Consider the following 20453-nt stretch of genomic DNA (forward strand, 5'->3'; position numbering starts at 1 on the left):
CGAAAGGGGGCCGCATGTGTGTGACACGTAAGTAGCACAGAAGGTTGTGCGGTTGCCGGGACGGGGGCGGTTCCCGGCCGCGACGGTCCGCATGGTGGACGCGCCCTCACTTGCGTACGTGTTGTATCTATCCTGTGGGCATGAGAACGGCCGTCGAGCACCCCGCGTCCCAGTCCCTCAAGCAGCCACCCGCCGCCGACCGCGTGTACGCCCATGTCAAGCAGGGGGTGCTCGACCGCCGCTACGAGGGCGGCACCCTGCTCACCGAGGGCGAGCTGGCCGAGGCCGTCGGCGTCTCGCGCACGCCGGTGCGGGAGGCGCTGCTGCGGCTGGAGGCCGAGGGGCTGCTCCGCCTCTATCCGAAGAAGGGCGCCCTGGTGCTGCCGGTCTCCGCGCAGGAGATCGCGGACGTGGTGGAGACCCGGCTGCTGGTCGAGGAGCACGCGGCCCGCAAGGCCGTACCCGCCCCGCCGGGTCTGCTGGAGCGGCTGACCGAGCTGCTGGAGCGGCAGAAGGCACAGGCCGCCGCCGGTGATCTGGCCGCCGCCGCGGTCACCGACCGCTCCTTCCACGCCGAGATCGTGCGCAGCGGGGGCAACGAGATCCTCTCCCGGCTCTACGACCAACTGCGCGACCGTCAGCTGCGGATGGGCGTCGCGGTCATGCACTCCCACCCCGACCGGATCGCCAAGACGCTCGCCGAGCACGAGGAGATCCTGGACGCGCTGCGCGCCGGGGACGCGGAGGCGGCCGTCGGCGTCGTGCACCGGCACGTGAGCTGGTTCTCGAACCTCGCGCGGGGTGAGGTCCGATGAGCGCCGCGGTGCGCGGCACCGCCCTCCCGGGAGACCCCCCGGGGGGCCGCCGGGCGGTCGCCGTCTGGTCCATAGGCGTGGCGGTCTACTTCGTCGCCGTCATCTTCCGGACGTCGCTGGGGGTGGCCGGCCTGGACGCGGCCGACCGCTTCCACGTGGGCGCCTCCGCCCTGTCCACCTTCTCCATACTCCAGCTGCTGGTCTACGCGGGCATGCAGATACCCGTCGGCCTGCTGGTCGACCGGCTCGGCACCAAGAAGGTGCTGAGCATCGGCGCGCTGCTGTTCACCGCCGGCCAGCTGGGCTTCGCCTTCTCCCCGTCCTACGGCACCGCGCTCGCCTCCCGGGCGCTGCTGGGCTGTGGTGACGCGATGACCTTCATCAGCGTGCTGCGGCTGGGCACCCGCTGGTTCCCGGCCCGGCGCGGCCCGATGGTCGCGCAGCTCGCGGGGCTGGTCGGCATGGCCGGCAACCTGGTCTCCACCCTGGTGCTGGCCCGGCTGCTGCACGGCATCGGCTGGACCCCGGCGTTCGCGGGCAGCGCGCTGGCGGGCGCGGTCGTCCTGGTGCTGACCCTGCTGTTCCTGAAGGACCACCCCGAGGGGCAGGAGCCGGAACCGTCCCCGCACCGGGGCGCGGCCTACGTCCGCGGGCAGATCGCCGCGGCCTGGGCCGAGCCGGGCACCCGGCTGGGCCTGTGGGTGCACTTCACCACCCAGTTCCCGGCGATGGTGTTCCTGCTGCTGTGGGGCCTGCCGTTCCTCGTCGAGGCACAGGGCCTCAGCCGTGCCACGGCCGGTGAACTGCTCACCCTCGTCGTGCTGTCCAACATGGTGATCGGCCTGGTCTACGGTCAGATCGTGGCCCGGCACCACGCGGCCCGGCTGCCGCTGGCGCTGGGCACGGTGGGCGCGACCGCGCTGCTGTGGGCGGCGACCCTGGCCTACCCGGGACGGCACGCGCCGATGTGGCTGCTGCTGGTGCTGTGCGCGGTGCTCGGCGCCTGCGGGCCGGCGTCCATGCTCGGCTTCGACTTCGCCCGGCCCGCCAATCCGCCCGAGCGGCAGGGCACGGCGTCCGGCATCACCAACATGGGCGGCTTCCTCGCCTCCATGACGACGCTGTTCGCGATCGGCGTGCTGCTGGACGCGACCGGGGACGACTACACCGTGGCGTTCAGCGCCGTGTTCGTGCTCCAGGCGCTCGGGGTGAGCCAGATCCTCAGGCTGCGGGGGCGGGCGGCCCGGCGGGAGCGGGAGCGGCTGATCTCCAGCCGGATAGAGACGGTGCACGTTCCCGCGTAGGGCGGCGCGGCCGGGTCACGGCGTCACCGCGAAGTGGCGCAGGATCGCGGCCGCCAGGTCCTGGTCGCCGTCCGTCTTCACCCGGTCCGCCACCGCCTGCGGGGTGACCCGGCCGCAGGCCAGGCGGACGTACGTCTCCCAGTCGAGGGTGAGCGTGGCGGCCGGGCCGAGGGCGGGCACGGTCTCCACCGTGCCCCGGCCCTGGATGTCGACGCGGACGGTGCGCAGGAACTCGACCGGTCCGTGCACGTCGAACACGATGGCCGAGCTGCGCGGGGCGTTCGCGTCGTGCGCGACGACCTTGGGCAGCGCCTCCAGCAGCACGTCCCGGGTGACGTACGCGCCCGGCGAGTCCAGGTTGCCGGGGCGGCCGAGGGCCGTACGCAGGTCCTGCTCGTGCACCCACACGTCGAACGCCCGGATCCGGTAGGACTGTTCCAGGGTGATCTCCTTGCCGAGCGGGCCGCGCACCAGGGTGCCCGGGTCCCGGGACTCGTTCCGCAGCTGGCGGCCCCGGCGGATGACCGTGTACTCCAGCTCCGCCGTCATCTCCGGCGCCGTGTGATGACGGCGGACGTCGACCTGCATCTCCATGTAGCGCTGGTGCTCGGTGGTGACGTGGAAGAGGTCGCGCGGCAGCGCGTGGATGGGGCGCGGGTCGCCGAGCATCTCGCAGTCCATGCCGATGACATGCGAGATGATGTCCCGCACCGACCAGCCGGGGCACGGGGTCCGCCGGTTCCACTCGCCCTCGACGAGTGACTGCGCCATCTCGGATATCGCTTCGATGGAGTGCGTCCAGGCGTCGGCGTAGGGCTGGAGAGTGGGATGCAGACTCACGGAACGGGACCCCTCGGCGGTCGGTACACGGGCGGGTTGACGGCGCTGTTGCCGGCGGACGGCTGCTGCACTTCGGCGGGTGTCTTGAGTCGCTAAGTTACGCTGCGGAAAGGCACCCCGGCAGTGCTTTCGTGTGACGATCGTAGGCCCGTATGGACGACTCGAGACCCAGGACGGTGGTAGTGTGCGCGCCTCGCTGATCCAGACAGCCGTGGACGAGGGCGAACCGGTCGGCTCCCGGCGGCGGCGCATGGCCGCGCTGGTGCGCGAGCAGAGCGGCGCCGACCTCGTCGTCCTGCCGGAGCTGTGGACCACCGGCGCCTTCGCCTACGAGGAGTTCGGCGCCGAGGCGGAGCCGCTGGAAGGACCGACGTACGAGGCGATGGCGGCGGCGGCGCGCGACGCGGGCGTGTGGCTGCACGCGGGCTCCATCCCGGAACGGGACCCCGAGGGCCCCCTCTACAACACCTCCCTCGTCTTCTCCCCCTCCGGTGAACTGGCCGCGGCCTACCGCAAGATCCACCGCTTCGGCTTCGACAAGGGCGAGGCCGTGCTGATGGGCGCGGGCCACGACCTGGTGACGGTCCGGCTGCCCGGCACCACGCTCGGCGTGGCCACCTGCTACGACCTCCGTTTCCCCGAACTCTTCCGCTCACTGGTCGACGCCGGCGCCGAGACGCTGGTCATCCCGGCGGGCTGGCCCGAACGGCGACGCGCGCACTGGACGCTGCTGGCCCGGGCACGGGCGGTGGAGAACCAGGCGTTCGTGCTCGCCTGCGGAACGGCCGGGACCCACGCCGGAGTTCCCCAGGCGGGTCACTCGATCGTGGTGGACCCGTGGGGCGAGGTGCTCGCGGAGGCCGGCTCCGGCGAGGAGGTCCTCACGGTCGACCTCGACCCGGCGAAGGTGGCCGCGACCCGCGCGCAGTTCCCGGCGCTGAAGGACCGGGTCCTCGGGCTGGAGCCGCCCCGGCACCGGGGCTGAGCACCCCCTGGCCGGCGCCGGGCCCGGGGTCAGTCCTCCTCGCCCTCCTTCTCGGCGAGGTGGATCACGCACACCGCGACCGCGATGAGCAGCGCCGGATCGGCGTCCTCCCGGACGACGTCGACGCCGTAGGTGTCGCGGACGGCGAGCCAACGGCGGGAGATCACCGCGAGGAGTTCGCCGTCGTACTCGACGGCGAACTCTCGGTCCAGGATCTTGCCGCTGACGTCCAGCTCGGTCCCGTCCACCAGGGCCACCCGGTAGTGGTGGCGCAGCAGAGACAGCCGCTTGCGCCGGATCCGGGCGAGGACCTCGCCGTCCCGCTCGATCACCATCGTGTCGCGCAGCGCGAACATCTTCTGGTGGATGTCGATCAGGACCCGGCCCTCGGCGTCCTTCAGCTCGAAGGTGTCCCGCAGCCGCATGGCCTTGCCGTCGACGAGGTAGACCTTCCGGCCGTGCTCGTCCTCGATCCACCAGTCGTCACCGATGCCGAGGATCCGGTCGCGTACGAGGAATCTCATACGGGTCAGGCTTCCCCCGGGGCGGGCGATCCTCACAGACCGTCATCCCACGGGCGCGTCCTGCCGGGGCGCTCCGCCGAACCGCTTGCGGTACGCCGACGGGCTCAGCCCCGTCGCCTCGCGCAGCCGGGCGCGCAGATTGGCCGCCGTGCCCAGACCGCTGCGCGCCGCCACCACGTCCAGCCGTTCCTCGCCCCGCTCGATCAGCCGGCAGGCCAGCGCCACCCGCTCCCCGGTGAGCCAGGCCAGCGGGGTGGTGCCGAGCCGGCTGCGGAAGCGGCGGTGCAGGGTCGCGGGGGAGACGGCCGCGCGGGCGGCGAGATCGGCGACGGTCAGCGGCTCGTCCAGCCGCTCCTGCGCCCAGGCCAGCAGCGGTCCGAGGGACTCGTCGGGCACCTCGGGCACCGGGCGCTCCACGAACTGGCGCTGCCCGCCGTCGCGGTGGGCGGCGAAGACCAGACGGCGGGAGACGGTGTTGGCCGGTTCGGCTCCGTGGTCGCGGCGCCACAGGTGCAGCCCGAGGTCGAGCGCGGCGGCACTGCCCGCGGCGGTGAGGATGTCGCCCTCGTCGACGAACAGCACATCGGGTTCCAGCAGCACCGCGGGGTGCAGTTCCCGGAAGGTGTCCGCCCACATCCAGTGGGTGGCGGCCCGGCGGCCGTCCAGCAGCCCGGCCTCGGCGAGCGCGAAGCCGCCGGTGCAGAAGCTGACGACCCGGGTGCCCCGCGCGTGCGCGCGCCGGATCGCGGCCAGCACGTCCGGGCCGCGCGGGACGACGTTGTCCGGGCGGCCGGGCACGATCAGGGTGTCGGCCGTGTCCACCGCCTCCAGGCCGGGTAGGCCGCTCATGGTGAAGAAGCCGTGGTTCATCCGGATCTCCGGAGCGGGCGCGCACAGCGTCACGTCGTACAGGGGCGCGTCGAGCCCCAGCTCCGGCCGGGGCAGCCCGAACAGCTCGGTGGCGACGCCGACCTCGAACGGGTTGACGCCCGCGTCGACGAGCACCACGACCCGGTGCGGGGCGTGCGAGGATCCTTGCGGCATATGCGATTCCTAGCACTCGTACGGCGTCCCGGCCACCCCCACGATGGGCACATGGCACACACGGAACACACCGCACCCGTCCTTCTCGATCAGGCCCTCGCCTCCTTCACCGAGCGGTGGAGCCCCCGCATCGTCACCACGGTCAACGACTACGACGTGCGCGTGGCGAAGGTCGAGGGCGAGCACGTCTGGCACGTCCACGAGCACACCGACGAGTTCTTCCTGGTCCTGTCCGGGGAGCTGCACATCGGCCTGCGCGAGCCGGGCGGCGAGCGCACGGTGGTGCTGCCCAAGGGCGCGGTGTTCACCGTCCCGCGCGGCACCGAGCACAGGCCGTACGCGCGCGTGCCCACCGAGATCATGCTCTTCGAGCCGACCGGCACCCTCTCGGTGGGCGACCGGCACGACGAGGTGCCGGACCACGTGGACGCCACGACGGGCCACGCCCTGGCCTGACCGGGCGGCGGAATCCACCCGGCCGCCGGCTGACGCGCGGATGAACTCTGCGTTCTCCTGCGGAAGTTGCCCAACCGGGCGGGCGGGACGCGAGTCGGAAGGTGCGTAAGGCACGACCGCGCACGTCCTCTCGGAGGTTTCCCATGCCCGCTCGTCCCGCCCGCCGCCGGGTGCTCCACGCCGTCTCGGCGGCGACGCTGGTCCTCGGTACGGCCCTGGCCGTACCGCTCACCCTGGCCGGCCCGGCCGGCGCCGCCACGGCGCCGGCCACCGCCGAGGTCAACGGGTACGACTGGCAGCTCACCTACCAGGCCGCCCCCGGACAGGCCAACAAGGCCACCGTCACCGCGTCGCTCACCGCCGACCGCACGGGCACCGTCTACCTGATCGACGACGTGGTGCCGGTCGAGGCGGGCCACGGCTGCGGCCACCCCGTCGCCGCGGACCGCACGAAGGTCTCCTGCACGGTCACCGGTGTGGACAGCCAGGACCCCTACGCCGCCCTGGTCATGAACCTCGGCGACCGCGACGACACGGTCGCGTACAGGAACGACACCGACCAGATCTACTCCTACGCCCAGATCTCCCTGGGGGCCGGCAACGACAAGGCGACCGACTCGGGCCGTCTGGACGGCGCCTACGTCTCGGGCGACGCGGGCAACGACACCCTCACGGTCGGCAAGGAGGGCCTGGCCTGGGGCGGCGACGGCAACGACACGATCACCGCGGCCGGCGGCGGCAACATCGCGCAGGGCGGCAAGGGCGACGACACGCTGCACGGCGGTGCCGGCTCCCAGTACCTGACCGGCGACGACGGCAAGGACAGGATCACCGGCGGCGCCGGCGCCGACGAGCTGTACGGCGGCAAGGGCGACGACGTGCTGTACGGCAACGGCGGCAACGACCGGATCTACGGCAACAGCGGCAACGACCGGCTCTACGGCGGCCCGGGCCGCGACACCCTGTCCGGCGGCCCCGGCCGGAACGTGGTCCGCCAGGACTGACGACCCGGCCCGTCGTCCACAGCCCGGGGCGCGTCAGCGGGGTTGTCCACAGGCGCCGGAACGTCCGTCGGCGCCAGGTGGCACCCTGGATCCATGAACGACCCCGCACCCCGACGCGCCCGAGTACGCGCCCCCGAGCTGATCGGCAAGGGCGGCTGGCTGAACACGGGAGGCCAGCAGTACACCCTTGCCGACCTGCGCGGACGCATAGTCCTCCTGGACTTCTGGACCTTCTGCTGCATCAACTGCCTGCACGTCCTGGACGAGCTGCGCGAGCTGGAGGAGAAGCACCGGGACACGCTCGTGGTGATCGGGGTGCACTCGCCGAAGTTCGTGCACGAGGCGGACCACCGGGCGGTCGTGGACGCCGTCGAGCGTTACGGCGTGGCGCACCCGGTCCTGGACGACCCGGAGCTGGCCACCTGGAAGCAGTACGCGGTGCGCGCCTGGCCCACCCTCGTGGTGATCGACCCCGAGGGCTACGTCGTCGCCCAGCACGCCGGCGAGGGCCACGCGCACGCCATCGAGCGGCTGGTCGGGGAGCTGGAGGCCGAGCACGGGGCGAAGGGCACCCTGCGCCGCGGCGACGGCCCCTATGTGCCGCCGGAGCCCGAGCCGACGTCGCTGCGCTTCCCCGGCAAGGCGCTGCTGCTGCCGTCGGGGAACTTCCTGGTCAGCGACACCACCCGGCATCAGCTGGTGGAGCTGGCCGAGGACGCCGAGACGGTCGTGCGGCGGCTCGGCTCCGGCGCGCGCGGCTTCGCCGACGGCGGCCCGGACCAGGCGTCCTTCAACGAGCCGCAGGGGCTGGCCCTGCTGGACGACGGCTCGGTGGTGGTCGCCGACACCGTCAACCACGCCCTGCGCCGCCTGGACCCCGCCACCGGTGAGGTGACCACTCTGGCGGGCACCGGCAGACAGTGGTGGCAGGGCTCGGCGACCTCCGGTCCGGCCCGTGAGGTGGATCTCTCCTCCCCGTGGGACGTGGCGGTCTTCGGCGGGAAGGTGTGGATCGCGATGGCGGGCGTCCACCAGCTGTGGACCTACGACCCCGAGGGCGGGACGGTGGCCGTGGCGGCCGGCACCACCAACGAGGGCCTGGTGGACGGTTCCGGAGCCGAGGCCTGGTTCGCCCAGCCCTCCGGCCTCGCGGCAACCGCCGGCCGGCTGTGGCTCGCCGACTCCGAGACGAGCGCCCTGCGCTGGGTGGACCCCGACGGGCGGGTGCACACCGCCGTCGGCACCGGTTTGTTCGACTTCGGCCACCGGGACGGCGCCGCGGACCAGGCGCTTTTCCAGCACCCGCTGGGCGTCACCGCGCTGCCGGACGGCTCGGTCGCCGTCGCCGACACCTACAACCACGCCCTGCGCCGCTACGACCCCGCCACCGGCGAGGTCACCACGCTCGCCACCGATCTGCGCGAGCCCAGCGACGCCGTCCTCGCCGGCGAGGACATCGTGGTGGTGGAGTCGGCCCGGCACCGGCTGACCCGGCTGCGGCTGCCCGAAGAAGCGGTGCGCGTGGAGTCGGTCGCCCACCGCGCCCGGCGGGCGGCCACCGAGGTCGCCCCCGGCCGCCTCCGCCTGGACGTGATCTTCCAGGCGCCCGCGGGCCAGAAGCTCGACACCCGCTACGGCCCCTCGACCCGCCTGCTGGTCTCCGCCACCCCGCCCGAGCTGCTGCTCAAGGGCGACGAGGCGGACACGGACCTGTCCCGTGACCTCGAACTGAACCCGGCCGTGACCGAGGGCGTCCTGCACGTCTCCGCGATGGCCGCGTCCTGCGACGACGACCCCGCCAACGAGTACCCCGCCTGCCACGTGCACCAGCAGGACTGGGGCGTCCCGCTGCGCCTCGCGGCGGACGGGACGGACCGCCTGCCGCTCGTCCTGGCGGGTATGGACGAGCAGTAGGCGGACGGCACGTCAGACGCCGTAGCCGTCCGAGTAGCCGTCGACGCGGTGGTGGTGGCGGTGGGGGTCCTCCTCCACCACCGGCGTCGTCGGCGGGACGACCACGCGGCGGCGGCGGGCGATGCCGCTGAACGTCGCGATGCCGATCAGGCCCACGGCCATCAGGATCAGGCCGACGACGGTGACGTTGACGCCCTTCATGTGCCAGTCGGTCGCGAACGTCAGAATGGCCCCCACGCCGATGAGGATGATGCATCCGCCGAGACCCATGAGACCTCGCCTCCCCTTCCGGTTCCGGAATCTCCGGTGTCGTCCGGGTACCCGGCGGGGTCGCGGCTAGGCCCGGTCGCCGAATCCCGGGCGCGCGCAGGGAGTTCGACGACGGGACCTAGCCCTCCAGGAAGGCCGTCAGGGCGTTCGCGAGGAGGAACGGGTCGTCGGCGCCGCACAGTTCGCGGACGCTGTGCATGGAGAGGATCGCCACGCCGATGTCCACCGTGCGGATGCCGTGCCGTGCCGCGGTGATCGGGCCGATGGTGGTGCCGCACGGCATGGAGTTGTTCGAGACGAAGCTCTGGAAGGGCACGCCCGCCTTCTCGCAGGCCGCGGCGAACACCGCGCGGCCCGAACCGTCGGTCGCGTAGCGGTTGTTGACGTTGACCTTGAGGATGGGGCCGCCGTTGACCCGCGGGTGGTGGGTCGGGTCGTGCCGCTCGGCGTAGTTGGGGTGCACGGCGTGACCGGTGTCGGAGGACAGGCAGACCGAGGCGGCGAAGGCGCGGGCCCGGTCCTCGAAGGACCCGCCGCGGGCGAGGACCGAGCGCTCCAGGACGGAGCCGAGCAGCGGGCCGTCGGCGCCGGTGTCCGACTGGGAGCCGTTCTCCTCGTGGTCGAAGGCGGCCAGTACCGGGATGCGGGTGAGCGGGGCACCGGAGGCCGCGACGGCGGTGAGGGCGGCGGCCCCGGCGTGCACGGACAGCAGATTGTCCATGCGCGGACCGGCGACCAGCTCCCGGTCCCGGCCGAGGTAGGCCGGCGGCTCCACCGGGTGGGTCATCAGGTCCCAGCCGGTCACCGAGCCCGCCGTGAGCCCGGCCTCCTGCTCCAGGAAGGCGATGAGGTCGCCGTCGCGCACCTCGTCGCCGAGGCCCCACACCGGCTGGAGGTGCCGCTGCTTGTCCAGCTTGAGCCCCTCGGAGCCGACCGTGCGGTCCAGGTGGATGGCGAGCTGCGGCACCCGCAGCAGCGGCCGGTCCACGTTGACCAGGACACAGGAGCCGTCGCGCAGGGTGAGCCGGCCGGCCAGCCCGAGGTCCCGGTCCAGCCAGGAGTTGAGCAGCGGGCCGCCGTAGATCTCCACGGCCACCTGGCGCCAGCCGTGCGCCCCGCTGTCCGGGCGCGGCTTGACCCTCAGGCTCGGGGAGTCGGTGTGCGCGCCGATGATGTGGAAGGGGGTGTGCGCCTCGGCGCCCTCGGGCACGTACCAGGCCACGATCGCGCCGCCGCGCAGCACGTACTTGCCGCCGTGCGTCCCGTCCCAGGCGTCCGTCTCCGCGACCTGCCGGAAGCCCGCCTTCTCCAGTCGCTCGGCGGTGTTCGCCACGGCGTGGTACGGCGACGGGCTCGCCGCCAGGAAGGACATCAGGTCGTCGGTGTGGCCGCGGTCGAAGCGGGCTGGTGCGCTCATGGGATTCACCTTAACGACGTGCGCGGGCCCGCTCCCGGAAAGAGAGCGGGCCCGCGCGAGGAATCGACGGGGACGTCCGGAACGTCGGAAAACCGGACGCCCGGAACGCCGCGGCCTAGAAGGCGGCCTCGTCCAGCTCCATCAGGTCCAGCTCGACATGGCCGGCGACCTTGCGGGCGAGGGTGACGCCCGGCAGGACGTTCGCCGCGAAGAACTTCGCCGCGGCGATCTTGCCGGTGTAGAACGCCTTGTCCTTCGCCGAGGCGGTGGCCAGCTTCTCGGCGGCGATGGCGGCGCCCTTGAGGAGGAGGTAGCCGACGACCACGTCACCGGAGGCCATGAGCAGGCGGGTGGTGTTCAGGCCGACCTTGTAGATGTTCTTGGCGTCCTGCTCGGTGGCGGCCAGGTCGGTCAGCATCAGGCCGACGATCGCCTCCAGCTCCACGGCCGCCTTGGCGAGCTGCTCGCGGGCGCCGGCCAGCTCCTCGCCGCCGGTGCCGAGCGCCAGGAACTTCTTGATGTCCTCGGCGAGGGAGTTCAGCGCGGCGCCCTGGTTGCGGACGATCTTCCGGAAGAAGAAGTCCTGGCCCTGGATCGCCGTCGTGCCCTCGTACAGGGTGTCGATCTTGGAGTCCCGGATGTACTGCTCGATCGGGTACTCCTGGAGGAAGCCGGAGCCGCCGAAGGTCTGCAGCGACTGGGCGAGCAGCTCGTAGGCCTTCTCGGAGCCGTAGCCCTTGACGATGGGCAGCAGCAGGTCGTTCAGGGCGTGCTCGGCGGAGGCGTCCTCGCCGGTCGCCTCCTTGATCTGGATGGCGTCCTGGACCGAGGCGGTGTACATCACCAGGGCGCGCATGCCCTCCGCGTACGCCTTCTGCGTCATGAGCGAGCGGCGCACGTCGGGGTGGTGGGTGATGGTGACCTTGGGCGCGGTCTTGTCCATGAAGTTCGCCAGGTCCGGGCCCTGGACGCGCTCCTTGGCGTACTCCAGCGCGTTCAGGTAGCCGGTGGACAGCGTGGAGATCGCCTTCGTGCCGACCATCATGCGGGCGAACTCGATGATGCGGAACATCTGGCGGATGCCGTCGTGCTTGTCGCCGATCAGCCAGCCCTTGGCGGGGTGCCGGTCGCCGAAGGTCATCTCGCACGTGTTGGACGCCTTCAGGCCCATCTTGTGCTCGACGTTGGTGGCGTAGACGCCGTTGCGCTCGCCCAGCTCGCCGGTCTCGAAGTCGAACAGGTACTTCGGCACGAGGAAGAGGGACAGGCCCTTGGTGCCGGGGCCGGCGCCCTCGGGACGCGCGAGCACGTAGTGGAGGATGTTCTCCGACATGTCGTGCTCACCCGAGGTGATGAAGCGCTTCACGCCCTCGATGTGCCAGGAGCCGTCCTCCTGCTGGACCGCCTTGGTGCGGCCGGCGCCCACGTCCGAGCCGGCGTCCGGCTCGGTGAGCACCATGGTGGAGCCCCACTGCTTCTCGGTGGCGATCTTCGCGATGTGCTTCTGGACCTCGTTGCCCTCCTCGAAGAGGATGCCGGCGAACGCGGGGCCCGAGGAGTACATCCACACGGCCGGGTTGGCGCCCAGGATCAGCTCGGCGTAGGCCCAGATCAGGGAGCGCGGCGAGGTGGTGCCGCCGATCTCCTCGGGCAGGCCGAGGCGCCAGTACTCGGAGTCCATGTAGGCCTGGTAGCTCTTCTTGAAGGACTCGGGGACCGGCGCGGTGTTGGTCTCCGGGTCGAAGACCGGCGGGTTGCGGTCGGCGTCGGCGAAGGACGCGGCCAGCTCGTTCTCCGAGAGGCGGGTCATCTCCTCCAGGATGCTCTTGGCGGTGTCGACGTCCATCTCCTCGAACGGGCCGGTGCCGTACACCTTGTCGCGCCCGAGTACTTCGAAGAGGTTGAACTCGATGTCGCGCAGATTCGACTTGTAGTGCCCCATGGCGACGGCTCCGTAGAGGGATCGGCGAGGCACTGACTCCTCGCACCTAGTTCACGTACCAACAAGTAGCTACGATGATGCTACCCGCCGGTAATAAGACGCAACCCCGATCGGGTCATCTGTGACGCGTCTCAATCACCGCCGCGAGCTCCCGCGCACGCCAGGTGCATGCCCCCTCCGAGTGCCCTGTGAACACGCCTGCGCGCTCCGCCGTCCGGGTGAGTCGATGCCTCGGGGCCGGGTGCGACGCGTCGCCGGACCGACGCCGTACGCCATCCGGGTGAAGGGCCGGCTCGGTACGCTTCTCCTCATGTACGGCTACGACCAGAACGTGGGCGCTCAGCAGCAGTACGCCCCGCCGCAGCAGCAGATGCCGGGCGGTGTCGGCGGGTACGGCCAGCAGCCGCCGCTCTATCCGGAGCCGTCCCCGCCCTCGCTCGCGGACGCGGTGCGCGCCTTCACCACCGGGCAGATGGCCGCCGAGGACTTCCAGCAGATCTTCGCCACCTCCAAGGTGTACTGCCCGCGCGGCGACACGCCGGGCTTCCTCGCCCTGCACAACACCCAGCAGCCGGTCATCCCGATGTTCACCTCGCTGAAGGAGCTGCGCCGGTACGCGGGCAAGGAGTCCAAGTACTTCGTGATCACCGGCGCCGAGGTGATCGACCTGCTGCCCACCGGCTACGGCTTCGTCCTGGACATGGAGGGCGAGCACCGGATCGTGTTCGACGCCAAGGCGGTCGAGCAGATGGTCGACTTCGCGATGCGGCGCATGTACGGCGGCGGCTGAGCCGGCACCCGGTCGCGGGGCCCGGAGGGAATTCCCTCCGGGCCCCTTCTGTTGTCGGTGGCGAGAAGTTCAACGCTCAACTAAAGTGGGCGTACCAAGGAGGTACCCGCCATGCCCGCAGTGACCGTCGAGAACCCGTTGACGCTGCCCCGTGTGACCGCTCCCGCCGACGCCGTGGCACGTCCCGTGCTGACCGTCACGACCGCCCCGAGCGGTTTCGAGGGGGAGGGATTCCCGGTGCGCCGGGCGTTCGCGGGGATCAACTACCGCCACCTCGACCCGTTCATCATGATGGACCAGATGGGGGAGGTGGAGTACGCGCCGGGCGAGCCGAAGGGAACGCCCTGGCACCCGCACCGCGGCTTCGAGACCGTCACCTACATCATCGACGGCGTCTTCGACCACCAGGACTCGCACGGCGGCGGGGGCACCATCACCAACGGCGACACCCAGTGGATGACGGCCGGCTCCGGCCTGCTCCACATCGAGGCACCGCCGGAGTCCCTGGTGGTGTCCGGCGGTCTCTTCCACGGCCTCCAGCTGTGGGTGAACCTGCCCGCCAAGGACAAGATGATGGCACCGCGGTACCAGGACATCCGCGGCGGCACCGTCCAACTGCTCACCTCCCCCGACGGCGGCGCCCTGCTGCGCGTCATCGCCGGCGAGCTGGACGGCCACCAGGGCCCCGGCGTCACCCACACGCCGATCACGATGATCCACGCGACCCTCGCCCCGGGCGCGGAGATCACCCTGCCGTGGCGGGAGGACTTCAACGGCCTCGCGTACGTCCTCGCGGGCCGCGGCAGCGTCGGTACGGAGCACCGCCCGGTCCGCACGGGCCAGACGGCCGTCTTCGGCGCCGGCTCCGCGCTGACCGTCCGCGCCGACGAGCGGCAGGACGCGCACACCCCGGACCTGGAGGTCGTCCTCCTCGGCGGCCGGCCGATCCGGGAGCCGATGGCCCACTACGGCCCGTTCGTCATGAACACCAGGGACGAACTGGTGCAGGCCTTCGAGGACTTCAAGAAGGGCCGGTTCGGGCAGGTCCCGGCGGTGCACGGCATGACCGAGGGCGGCATCTGATCCCTCGGGTCCGGACGGGCGCCCCTCGCCCGTCCGGACCCGTGCGACGGGACAGCGGGCGGTCCGTGTGATCGGCTGGGAGCGTGCCACCGCTGCCAGAACCCGTCCGCCGGCTCGCCGCCTGGTGCGCCGTGCTGCTGCTCCTCGCCGGGGTGGGCTGGGTCGGCGTACAGCTGTGCGGTGAGCTGCGCACGGCCGTCACACCGGTGCTGCTCGCCCTGCTCGGCACCGCGCTGCTCGGACCGCTGTACCGGTGGCTGGTGCGGGCCGGGGTACAGGCGTCGCTGGCGGCCGGCCTCACCTGCGCCGCCGTCGTGGCCGTCGTCGGCGGCGCCGTGTACATCGTCGTCGCCGCGCTCGTCGACAGCGGCGCGGAGATCCTCGCCTCGCTGCGGGACGCCGCCAAGGGGGTCGCGCGGCACTTCGGGGCCTCCGGGACCGGGCTGGACGACCTCACCGCCAAGGTGCCCGGGCTGCTGCGCAGGTTCGGCGGGACGGCCGCGTCCAACGTCGTCAGCGGGGTCAGCGTGGTCGCCGAGTCCCTCGCCATGGCCGTCCTCGCGCTGCTGCTCGTCTTCTTCTTCCTGCGCGACTCCCACCGAGCCCTGGACGCACTGCGTTCCCTCGCGCCCGGCGACAGCGCCGACACCCTGGAGGCCATCGCCCGGCGGGCCTTCGCCGCGGTGGAGGGGTTCATGCGCGGGACGACCCTCATCGCGCTCATCGACGCCCTGTGCATCACCGTCGGCCTGCTGGTCCTCAGGGTGCCCGGCGCGATCGGGCTCGGCGCGCTGGTCTTCGTCGGCGCCTACATCCCCTATCTCGGCGCCTTCATCTCCGGCACGGTGGCCGTGCTGGTCGCCCTCGCCGACCGGGGCTTCGTGATCGCGCTGTGGGCGCTCGGGGTGGTGCTCGCCGTGCAGGTGCTGGAGGGGCACGTGCTGCAACCGGTGATCCAGAGCCGGACCGTGCAGATGCACCCGGCCGTGGTGCTGGTGGCGCTCACCGCGGGCGCCTCCGTCGCGGGCATCCTCGGCATGCTCCTCGCGGTACCGGTGACCGCGGCGGCCTTCGGCGTCGCGGCCGAACTGCGCGACCGCCGCGCCGGACCCCCGCGGGAGGGCCCCGCCACTCCCTAGCGCGCCTACGGCACGTATGTCCCCGGCGGGGTGCCGGGGGGCTCCGCGCCCGTCCGTTCCCGCAGTTCGAACCAGATGCTCTTGCCCTCGCCCCGGGGGGCCACGCCCCAGGTGTCCGCGAGGAGCTCGATCAGCATCAGGCCGCGGCCGGAGGAGGCCAGCTCGCCGGGGCGGCGCTTGTGCGGCAGGTCGTCCCCGGTGTCGAAGACCTCCACCCGCAGCCGTCGCCCGCCCTCCGCGCGGAGGACCTCGGCGAGCAGCAGCGCGTCGGCGTCGGTGTGCACCAGCACGTTGGTGACCATCTCGGAGACCAGCAGCACCGCCGAGTCCACCTGGTCGGAAGAGGCCCAGTCGTGCAGCAGCTCGCGCAGGTGCTGGCGGGCCTCGGCGATCCGGTCCGGCTCGTCCTGGGCCACCGACAGCAGGGTGCGCCGCACCGGCGGCCCCGCCGCGCCGGTGCCGCCGCGCCCGCGGGCCTCGGCCGGCCGGCACAGCAGCACCAGCGCGATGTCGTCCTCGCGGCGGTCGGCCAGCGGGCCGGTGGTGTGGTGCGAGGACGGTCCGTGCACCGCCTGCACCAGGGCGTCGGCCAGTCCCTCCAGGTCCTCCTGGCGGTACTCGCCCGCCCGGTGGTCCTCCAGCAGCGTCCGCAGCCGGCGCCAGCCGCTCTCCAGGTCGTGCCCGACGGTCTCGATCAGACCGTCGGTGCACAGCATCAGCGTCTCGTCGGGTTCGAGGGTGAACCGGGTCGTCGGATAGTCGGCGTCCGGGTCGACGCCCAGCGGCAGCCCGCCCGCCGTCGGCCGCATCATCACCGTGCCGTCCGCCATCCGGATCACCGGGTCCGGGTGCCCGGCGCGGGCGATCTCCAGCATGCCGGTCGCCGGGTCGGCCTCCACGTACAGGCAGGTCGCGAACCGGGGGTCGGACAGGGCGTCGGGCCCGGAGCCGTCCGTGACCCCGTGCAGGAAGCGGGCGGCGCGGGAGAGGACGGCGTCCGGGCGGTGCCCCTCGGCGGCGTAGGCGCGCAGCGCGATGCGCAGCTGGCCCATGATCCCGGCCGCGCGCACGTCATGGCCCTGCACGTCCCCGATGACCAGCGCGAAGCGCCCGGAGGGCAGCGGGATCATGTCGTACCAGTCGCCGCCGACCTGGAGCCCGCCGCCGGTCGGGATGTACCGGGCGGCGATCCGCAGCCCCGGGATGTCCGGGCCCAGCGACGGCAGCATGGAGCGTTGCAGGCCCTCGGCGAGCTCCCGCTCCGACTCGGCGGCGCCGGCCCGGGACAGCGCCTGGGCGAGCATCCGGGCGACCGTGGTCAGCACCGCCCGCTCGTCGGGCGTGAACGCCACCGGGTAGGTGAACGCGGCCATCCAGGCTCCCCTGGTGCGCCCGGCGGCCGTCAGCGGCAGGAACGCCCACGAGCGGCGGCCGAAACGCCGGGCGAGCGGCCAGGTGGCCGGGTAGCGCTCCCGGTACTCCTCCGGGGAGGACAGATAGACGGCCCGGCCGGTGCGGACCACCTCGGCGGCCGGGTAGTCGGTGTCCAGCGGCATGTGGGAGAAGGGGTTCATGTCGCCGGGGTGGTGTCCGTGCTGGCCGGTGATCGTCAGCCGGTCGCCCTCCACGCCGTAGACCACGAGCCCGTCCGGGGAGAAACCCGGCATCGACAGGCCGCCGGCCACCCGCAGCACCTCGGCCGTGGACCGCGCCTCCGCCAGCGCCCGGCCCGCGTCCAGCAGGAACGCCTCCCGGGAGCGCCGCCAGTCGCCGGTGACCGCGCTGCGGGCCGCCGCGGTGCCGGGGGCGGGCTCGGTGACCTCCTGGAGGGTGCCGATCAGTTCGTAGGTGCGCCGCTCGGGGTCGAAGGACGGCTTGGAGCGGCTGCGGACCACCCGCAGGACGGTGCCCCCGGCGTCCATGACCCGGATGCGGACCTCGGCGAGGGTGCCCTCGTCGGCGGCCAGCCGCACCACTCCGGTGATCTCGTTCCAGTCGACGGGGTGCAGCCGGGCCCGGGTCTGGGCCTCGGTGAGGGTGACCGGCTCGGCGGGCAGCCCGAGCAGCCGTGCCGCCTCCGCGTCCAGGGTGACCAGTCCGGCAGCCGTGTCCCAGTGCCACAGTCCGGTCGCGAGGGCGGCGAGGACCTCCCCGACGGACGGCAGGGGCTCACCGGTGCGCATTGCCCCACTTTATGGAGGGGGGCCCGATGGCTGCCACCTAGGCGGGCGGGCGGTAATGGTGGGGAGTCGTTCATGGGGTGCCCGGTACCCTTGGGATGGCCTAGGCCGTACCCGCCTGGCGACACCCGATCCGCACAGACTGGATGAACGACGATGCATCGGTACAGGTCCCACACCTGCGGCCAGCTCCGCGCCTCTGACGTCGGCACCGACGTCCGGCTGAGTGGCTGGCTGCACAATCGGCGCGACCTGGGCGGCATCCTCTTCATCGATCTGCGCGACCACTACGGCATCACGCAGCTGGTCGCCCGCCCCGGCACCCCGGCGTACGAGGCACTGGACACGATCTCCAAGGAGTCCACGGTCCGCGTCGACGGCCGCGTTGTTTCACGTGGAACCGAGAACGTGAACCCCGATCTGCCCACCGGCGAGATCGAGGTCGAGGTCGCCGAGGTCGAGCTGCTCGGCGCTGCCCAGCCGCTGCCCTTCACGATCAACACCGAGGACGGGGTCAACGAGGAGCGGCGCCTGGAGTACCGCTTCCTGGACCTGCGCCGCGAGCGCATGCACCGCAACATCATGCTGCGTACGGCGGTCATCGGCGCCATCCGCCAGAAGATGACGGCGCTCGGCTTCAACGAGATGGCCACCCCGATCCTGACGGCGACCTCCCCCGAGGGCGCCCGTGACTTCGTGGTCCCCTCCCGGCTGCACCCGGGCCGGTTCTACGCCCTGCCGCAGGCCCCGCAGCAGTTCAAGCAGCTGCTGATGATCTCCGGCTTCGACCGTTACTTCCAGATCGCGCCCTGCTTCCGCGACGAGGACGCCCGCGCCGACCGCTCGCCGGGCGAGTTCTACCAGCTCGACGTCGAGATGAGCTTCGTCGAGCAGGAGGACGTCTTCCAGCCCATCGAGCAGCTGATGACCGAGCTGTTCGAGGAGTTCGGCGGCGGCCGGCACGTCACCTCCCCGTTCCCGCGGATCCCGTTCCGCGAGGCGATGCTCAAGTACGGCTCCGACAAGCCGGACCTGCGCGCCAAGCTGGAGCTGGTGGACATCACCGATGTCTTCGAGGGCTCGGAGTTCAAGGCGTTCGCCGGCAAGCACGTGCGCGCCCTGCCGGTGCCGGCCGTCCAGGACCAGCCGCGCAAGTTCTTCGACCAGCTCGGCGACTTCGCCGTGTCGCTGGGCGCCAAGGGCCTGGCCTGGGTCCGGGTCGGCGAGGACGGCACGCTGTCCGGCCCGATCGCGAAGTTCCTCACCGAGGAGAACGTCGCCGAGCTGACCAAGCGCCTGTCGCTGGCCCCCGGCCACGCGGTCTTCTTCGGCGCGGGTGAGTTCGACGAGGTCTCCAAGATCATGGGCGCGGTCCGCGTCGAGGCCGCCAAGCGCGCCGGCCACTTCGAGGAGAACGTCTTCCGGTTCTGCTGGATCGTCGACTTCCCGATGTTCGAGAAGGACGAGGACACCGGGAAGATCGACTTCTCGCACAACCCGTTCTCCATGCCGCAGGGCGGCATGGAGGCGCTGGAGACGCAGGACCCGCTGGACATCCTGGCCTGGCAGTACGACATCGTCTGCAACGGCGTGGAGCTGTCCTCCGGCGCGATCCGGAACCACGAGCCGGACATCATGCTGAAGGCGTTCGAGATCGCGGGCTACGACCGTGAGACCACCGAGCGCGAGTTCGCGGGCATGCTCCGCGCGTTCCGCTTCGGCGCCCCGCCGCACGGCGGCATCGCCCCGGGCGTGGACCGGATCGTCATGCTCCTCGCGGACGAGCCCAACATCCGCGAGACGATCGCCTTCCCGCTCAACGGCAACGCCCAGGACCTGATGATGGGCGCCCCGACCGAGCTGGAGGAGTCCCGCCTGCGCGAGCTGCACCTGGACATCCGCAAGCCGCAGCCGAAGTAAGCGGGAACGCCGGGGCTCAGCCGCCCTGCTCGTCGGACGGAGCGTCGTCGGACGGTGCGTCGTCGGACGGTGCGTCCGGGGACGCGCCGTCCTCCAGCAGCCGTTCGGCGATGTCGTCGGACCAGTGCTGGGCCCAGGCGCGCAGGGCGGCGATGTCGCCCTCCGCCAGGCCGTACCGGAGGAAGTCCCGGTCGGCGTAGAAGTCGGTGCCCGTCAGCCGTGACTGGAGGGTGGGCAGGTCGAACGGGTCGTGGGCGTGCCGACGGCCCAGTTCCTCCAGGTCCGGCAGCGAGAACCGGGCCGCGCAGGCGCGGGCGTCGACGAGATCGACGGCCGCGCCCCGGTCGTACAGCGCGCGGATCTTCGTCCCCACGGCGTCCGCGAGGCAGAGCGCCGGGCCGTATCCGGTCGGCTCCGGCGGCTGCCAGAACGTCTCCTTGTGCAGCGCGAGCGCGCACGGCTCGCCGGTGGGCGGGTCGGTCACCGTCAGCCGCGCGGTCAGCGCGGTGACCGCGCCGGCCGTCACCCGCCGCCCCCGCTCCTCCAGGGCCGCGCCGACGGCGGCGGCGATCCGCTCCATGGTCTCGGCGCTCTCGGTGGCCAGGTCGACATCGGCGTGCGGGCGGCTCAGCAGGCCGTGCGCCTGGAGGGCGTAGCCGCCGGCCAGCACCAGGCCGTACGGGCCGCCCGCCGGGGCGGCGTCCGCGAGGAGCCGGCGATGGGGTTCGGTGATCTCCACGCGGACGATTCTGCGGCCTCCCGCCCCCGGGAAGCGACACCGGGGAGGCCGCGTGAGAATTTCGCGCGCGCCGGCGGCAACCTTCCC

At 72.3% G+C, this 20453-nt stretch carries 18 protein-coding genes; 10 read left to right on the forward strand and 8 right to left on the reverse strand.

The features are described from left to right. Positions 1–140: 140 nt before the first annotated feature. Positions 141–815, forward strand: coding sequence for a GntR family transcriptional regulator (locus AB0E62_RS04100; RefSeq protein WP_362187686.1), 675 nt, complete (start codon positions 141–143; stop codon positions 813–815). Beyond that, positions 812–2119: an MFS transporter gene (locus AB0E62_RS04105; RefSeq protein WP_362187689.1), complete on the forward strand. Its 1308-nt coding sequence runs from the start codon at positions 812–814 to the stop codon at positions 2117–2119. The genes AB0E62_RS04100 and AB0E62_RS04105 overlap by 4 nt, the downstream gene beginning before the upstream one ends. Positions 2120–2134: 15 nt before the next feature. Here the strand turns inward: AB0E62_RS04105 and AB0E62_RS04110 are convergent, their stop codons facing one another. After that, positions 2135–2959, reverse strand: a complete 825-nt coding sequence (locus tag AB0E62_RS04110; RefSeq protein WP_362187692.1) for a maleylpyruvate isomerase family mycothiol-dependent enzyme — start codon at positions 2957–2959, stop codon at positions 2135–2137. Between the two features lie 184 nt (positions 2960–3143). Between AB0E62_RS04110 and AB0E62_RS04115 the strand changes: the two genes are divergently transcribed. Continuing rightward, complete coding sequence (locus AB0E62_RS04115) at positions 3144–3944, forward strand: carbon-nitrogen family hydrolase (RefSeq protein WP_362187695.1); 801 nt, start codon at positions 3144–3146, stop codon at positions 3942–3944. A 29-nt stretch (positions 3945–3973) separates the two neighbouring features. Here the strand turns inward: AB0E62_RS04115 and AB0E62_RS04120 are convergent, their stop codons facing one another. Next, complete coding sequence (locus AB0E62_RS04120; protein WP_362187698.1) at positions 3974–4468, reverse strand: LURP-one-related family protein; 495 nt, start codon at positions 4466–4468, stop codon at positions 3974–3976. A gap of 42 nt (positions 4469–4510) precedes the next feature. Further along, positions 4511–5512 (reverse strand): helix-turn-helix domain-containing protein, encoded by a 1002-nt coding sequence (locus AB0E62_RS04125; RefSeq protein ID WP_362187701.1) that lies wholly within the window; start codon positions 5510–5512, stop codon positions 4511–4513. A gap of 51 nt (positions 5513–5563) precedes the next feature. On the opposite strand from AB0E62_RS04125, the gene AB0E62_RS04130 reads away from it, so the two are divergent. The 3 genes from AB0E62_RS04130 to AB0E62_RS04140 all read left to right on the forward strand — a co-directional run bounded on the left by AB0E62_RS04130 (position 5564) and on the right by AB0E62_RS04140 (position 8886). Continuing rightward, positions 5564–5968 (forward strand): cupin domain-containing protein, encoded by a 405-nt coding sequence (locus AB0E62_RS04130; RefSeq protein ID WP_362187704.1) that lies wholly within the window; start codon positions 5564–5566, stop codon positions 5966–5968. Between the two features lie 143 nt (positions 5969–6111). After that, positions 6112–6972 (forward strand): calcium-binding protein, encoded by an 861-nt coding sequence (locus AB0E62_RS04135; protein ID WP_362187707.1) that lies wholly within the window; start codon positions 6112–6114, stop codon positions 6970–6972. A 93-nt stretch (positions 6973–7065) separates the two neighbouring features. Then, positions 7066–8886 (forward strand): thioredoxin-like domain-containing protein, encoded by a 1821-nt coding sequence (locus AB0E62_RS04140; protein WP_362187710.1) that lies wholly within the window; start codon positions 7066–7068, stop codon positions 8884–8886. A 12-nt stretch (positions 8887–8898) separates the two neighbouring features. Here AB0E62_RS04140 and AB0E62_RS04145 read toward each other — a convergent pair whose 3' ends face one another. The 3 genes from AB0E62_RS04145 to AB0E62_RS04155 form a co-directional block, all read right to left on the reverse strand. Continuing rightward, on the reverse strand, positions 8899–9156 hold the full coding sequence (locus AB0E62_RS04145) for a DUF6458 family protein (RefSeq protein WP_362187712.1): 258 nt from the start codon (positions 9154–9156) through the stop codon (positions 8899–8901). 118 nt (positions 9157–9274) lie between these two features. Beyond that, the gene (locus AB0E62_RS04150) at positions 9275–10573 is read right to left on the reverse strand and encodes a M18 family aminopeptidase (RefSeq protein ID WP_362187715.1); all 1299 of its coding nucleotides are present in this window, start codon (positions 10571–10573) and stop codon (positions 9275–9277) included. A gap of 115 nt (positions 10574–10688) precedes the next feature. Next, entirely contained in the window at positions 10689–12515 is a 1827-nt protein-coding gene (locus AB0E62_RS04155) for an acyl-CoA dehydrogenase (protein WP_362188099.1), read from the reverse strand. A 310-nt stretch (positions 12516–12825) separates the two neighbouring features. Between AB0E62_RS04155 and AB0E62_RS04160 the strand changes: the two genes are divergently transcribed. The 3 genes from AB0E62_RS04160 (at position 12826) to AB0E62_RS04170 (ending at position 15527) form a co-directional block, all read left to right on the forward strand. After that, positions 12826–13305, forward strand: a complete 480-nt coding sequence (locus AB0E62_RS04160) for an SseB family protein (RefSeq protein WP_030609496.1) — start codon at positions 12826–12828, stop codon at positions 13303–13305. Positions 13306–13416: 111 nt separating this feature from the next. Then, on the forward strand, positions 13417–14388 hold the full coding sequence (locus AB0E62_RS04165) for a pirin family protein (RefSeq protein WP_362187718.1): 972 nt from the start codon (positions 13417–13419) through the stop codon (positions 14386–14388). A gap of 83 nt (positions 14389–14471) precedes the next feature. Then, positions 14472–15527: an AI-2E family transporter gene (locus tag AB0E62_RS04170; RefSeq protein ID WP_362187721.1), complete on the forward strand. Its 1056-nt coding sequence runs from the start codon at positions 14472–14474 to the stop codon at positions 15525–15527. A gap of 5 nt (positions 15528–15532) precedes the next feature. On the opposite strand, the gene AB0E62_RS04175 is transcribed toward AB0E62_RS04170, so the two are convergent. Continuing rightward, a complete protein-coding gene (locus tag AB0E62_RS04175; protein ID WP_362187724.1) occupies positions 15533–17710 on the reverse strand; it encodes a SpoIIE family protein phosphatase in 2178 nt (725 codons plus the stop codon). Positions 17711–17863: 153 nt separating this feature from the next. Here AB0E62_RS04175 and aspS point away from each other — a divergent pair, with 153 nt between their 5' ends. Continuing rightward, positions 17864–19627, forward strand: coding sequence for an aspartate--tRNA ligase (gene aspS, locus AB0E62_RS04180; protein WP_030609535.1), 1764 nt, complete (start codon positions 17864–17866; stop codon positions 19625–19627). A 16-nt stretch (positions 19628–19643) separates the two neighbouring features. On the opposite strand, the gene AB0E62_RS04185 is transcribed toward aspS, so the two are convergent. Beyond that, positions 19644–20366, reverse strand: coding sequence for a nucleotidyl transferase AbiEii/AbiGii toxin family protein (locus AB0E62_RS04185; RefSeq protein WP_362187727.1), 723 nt, complete (start codon positions 20364–20366; stop codon positions 19644–19646). Positions 20367–20453: the final 87 nt, after the last annotated feature.

The sequence above is a fragment of the Streptomyces sp. NPDC038707 genome (assembly GCF_040636485.1).
GTDB lineage: Bacteria > Actinomycetota > Actinomycetes > Streptomycetales > Streptomycetaceae > Streptomyces.

Bases quoted from the DNA above. Each gene is read 5' to 3' on its own strand.
- AB0E62_RS04145 (WP_362187712.1), bottom strand. From the start codon at position 9,156: ATGGGTCTCGGCGGATGCATCATCCTCATCGGCGTGGGGGCCATTCTG.
- AB0E62_RS04105 (WP_362187689.1), top strand. From the start codon at position 812: ATGAGCGCCGCGGTGCGCGGCACCGCCCTCCCGGGAGACCCCCCGGGG.
- AB0E62_RS04100 (WP_362187686.1), top strand. From the start codon at position 141: ATGAGAACGGCCGTCGAGCACCCCGCGTCCCAGTCCCTCAAGCAGCCA.
- AB0E62_RS04125 (WP_362187701.1), bottom strand. From the start codon at position 5,512: ATGCCGCAAGGATCCTCGCACGCCCCGCACCGGGTCGTGGTGCTCGTC.
- AB0E62_RS04175 (WP_362187724.1), bottom strand. From the start codon at position 17,710: ATGCGCACCGGTGAGCCCCTGCCGTCCGTCGGGGAGGTCCTCGCCGCC.
- aspS (WP_030609535.1), top strand. From the start codon at position 17,864: ATGCATCGGTACAGGTCCCACACCTGCGGCCAGCTCCGCGCCTCTGAC.
- AB0E62_RS04160 (WP_030609496.1), top strand. From the start codon at position 12,826: ATGTACGGCTACGACCAGAACGTGGGCGCTCAGCAGCAGTACGCCCCG.
- AB0E62_RS04150 (WP_362187715.1), bottom strand. From the start codon at position 10,573: ATGAGCGCACCAGCCCGCTTCGACCGCGGCCACACCGACGACCTGATG.
- AB0E62_RS04120 (WP_362187698.1), bottom strand. From the start codon at position 4,468: ATGAGATTCCTCGTACGCGACCGGATCCTCGGCATCGGTGACGACTGG.
- AB0E62_RS04130 (WP_362187704.1), top strand. From the start codon at position 5,564: ATGGCACACACGGAACACACCGCACCCGTCCTTCTCGATCAGGCCCTC.
- AB0E62_RS04165 (WP_362187718.1), top strand. From the start codon at position 13,417: ATGCCCGCAGTGACCGTCGAGAACCCGTTGACGCTGCCCCGTGTGACC.
- AB0E62_RS04135 (WP_362187707.1), top strand. From the start codon at position 6,112: ATGCCCGCTCGTCCCGCCCGCCGCCGGGTGCTCCACGCCGTCTCGGCG.
- AB0E62_RS04140 (WP_362187710.1), top strand. From the start codon at position 7,066: ATGAACGACCCCGCACCCCGACGCGCCCGAGTACGCGCCCCCGAGCTG.
- AB0E62_RS04155 (WP_362188099.1), bottom strand. From the start codon at position 12,515: ATGGGGCACTACAAGTCGAATCTGCGCGACATCGAGTTCAACCTCTTC.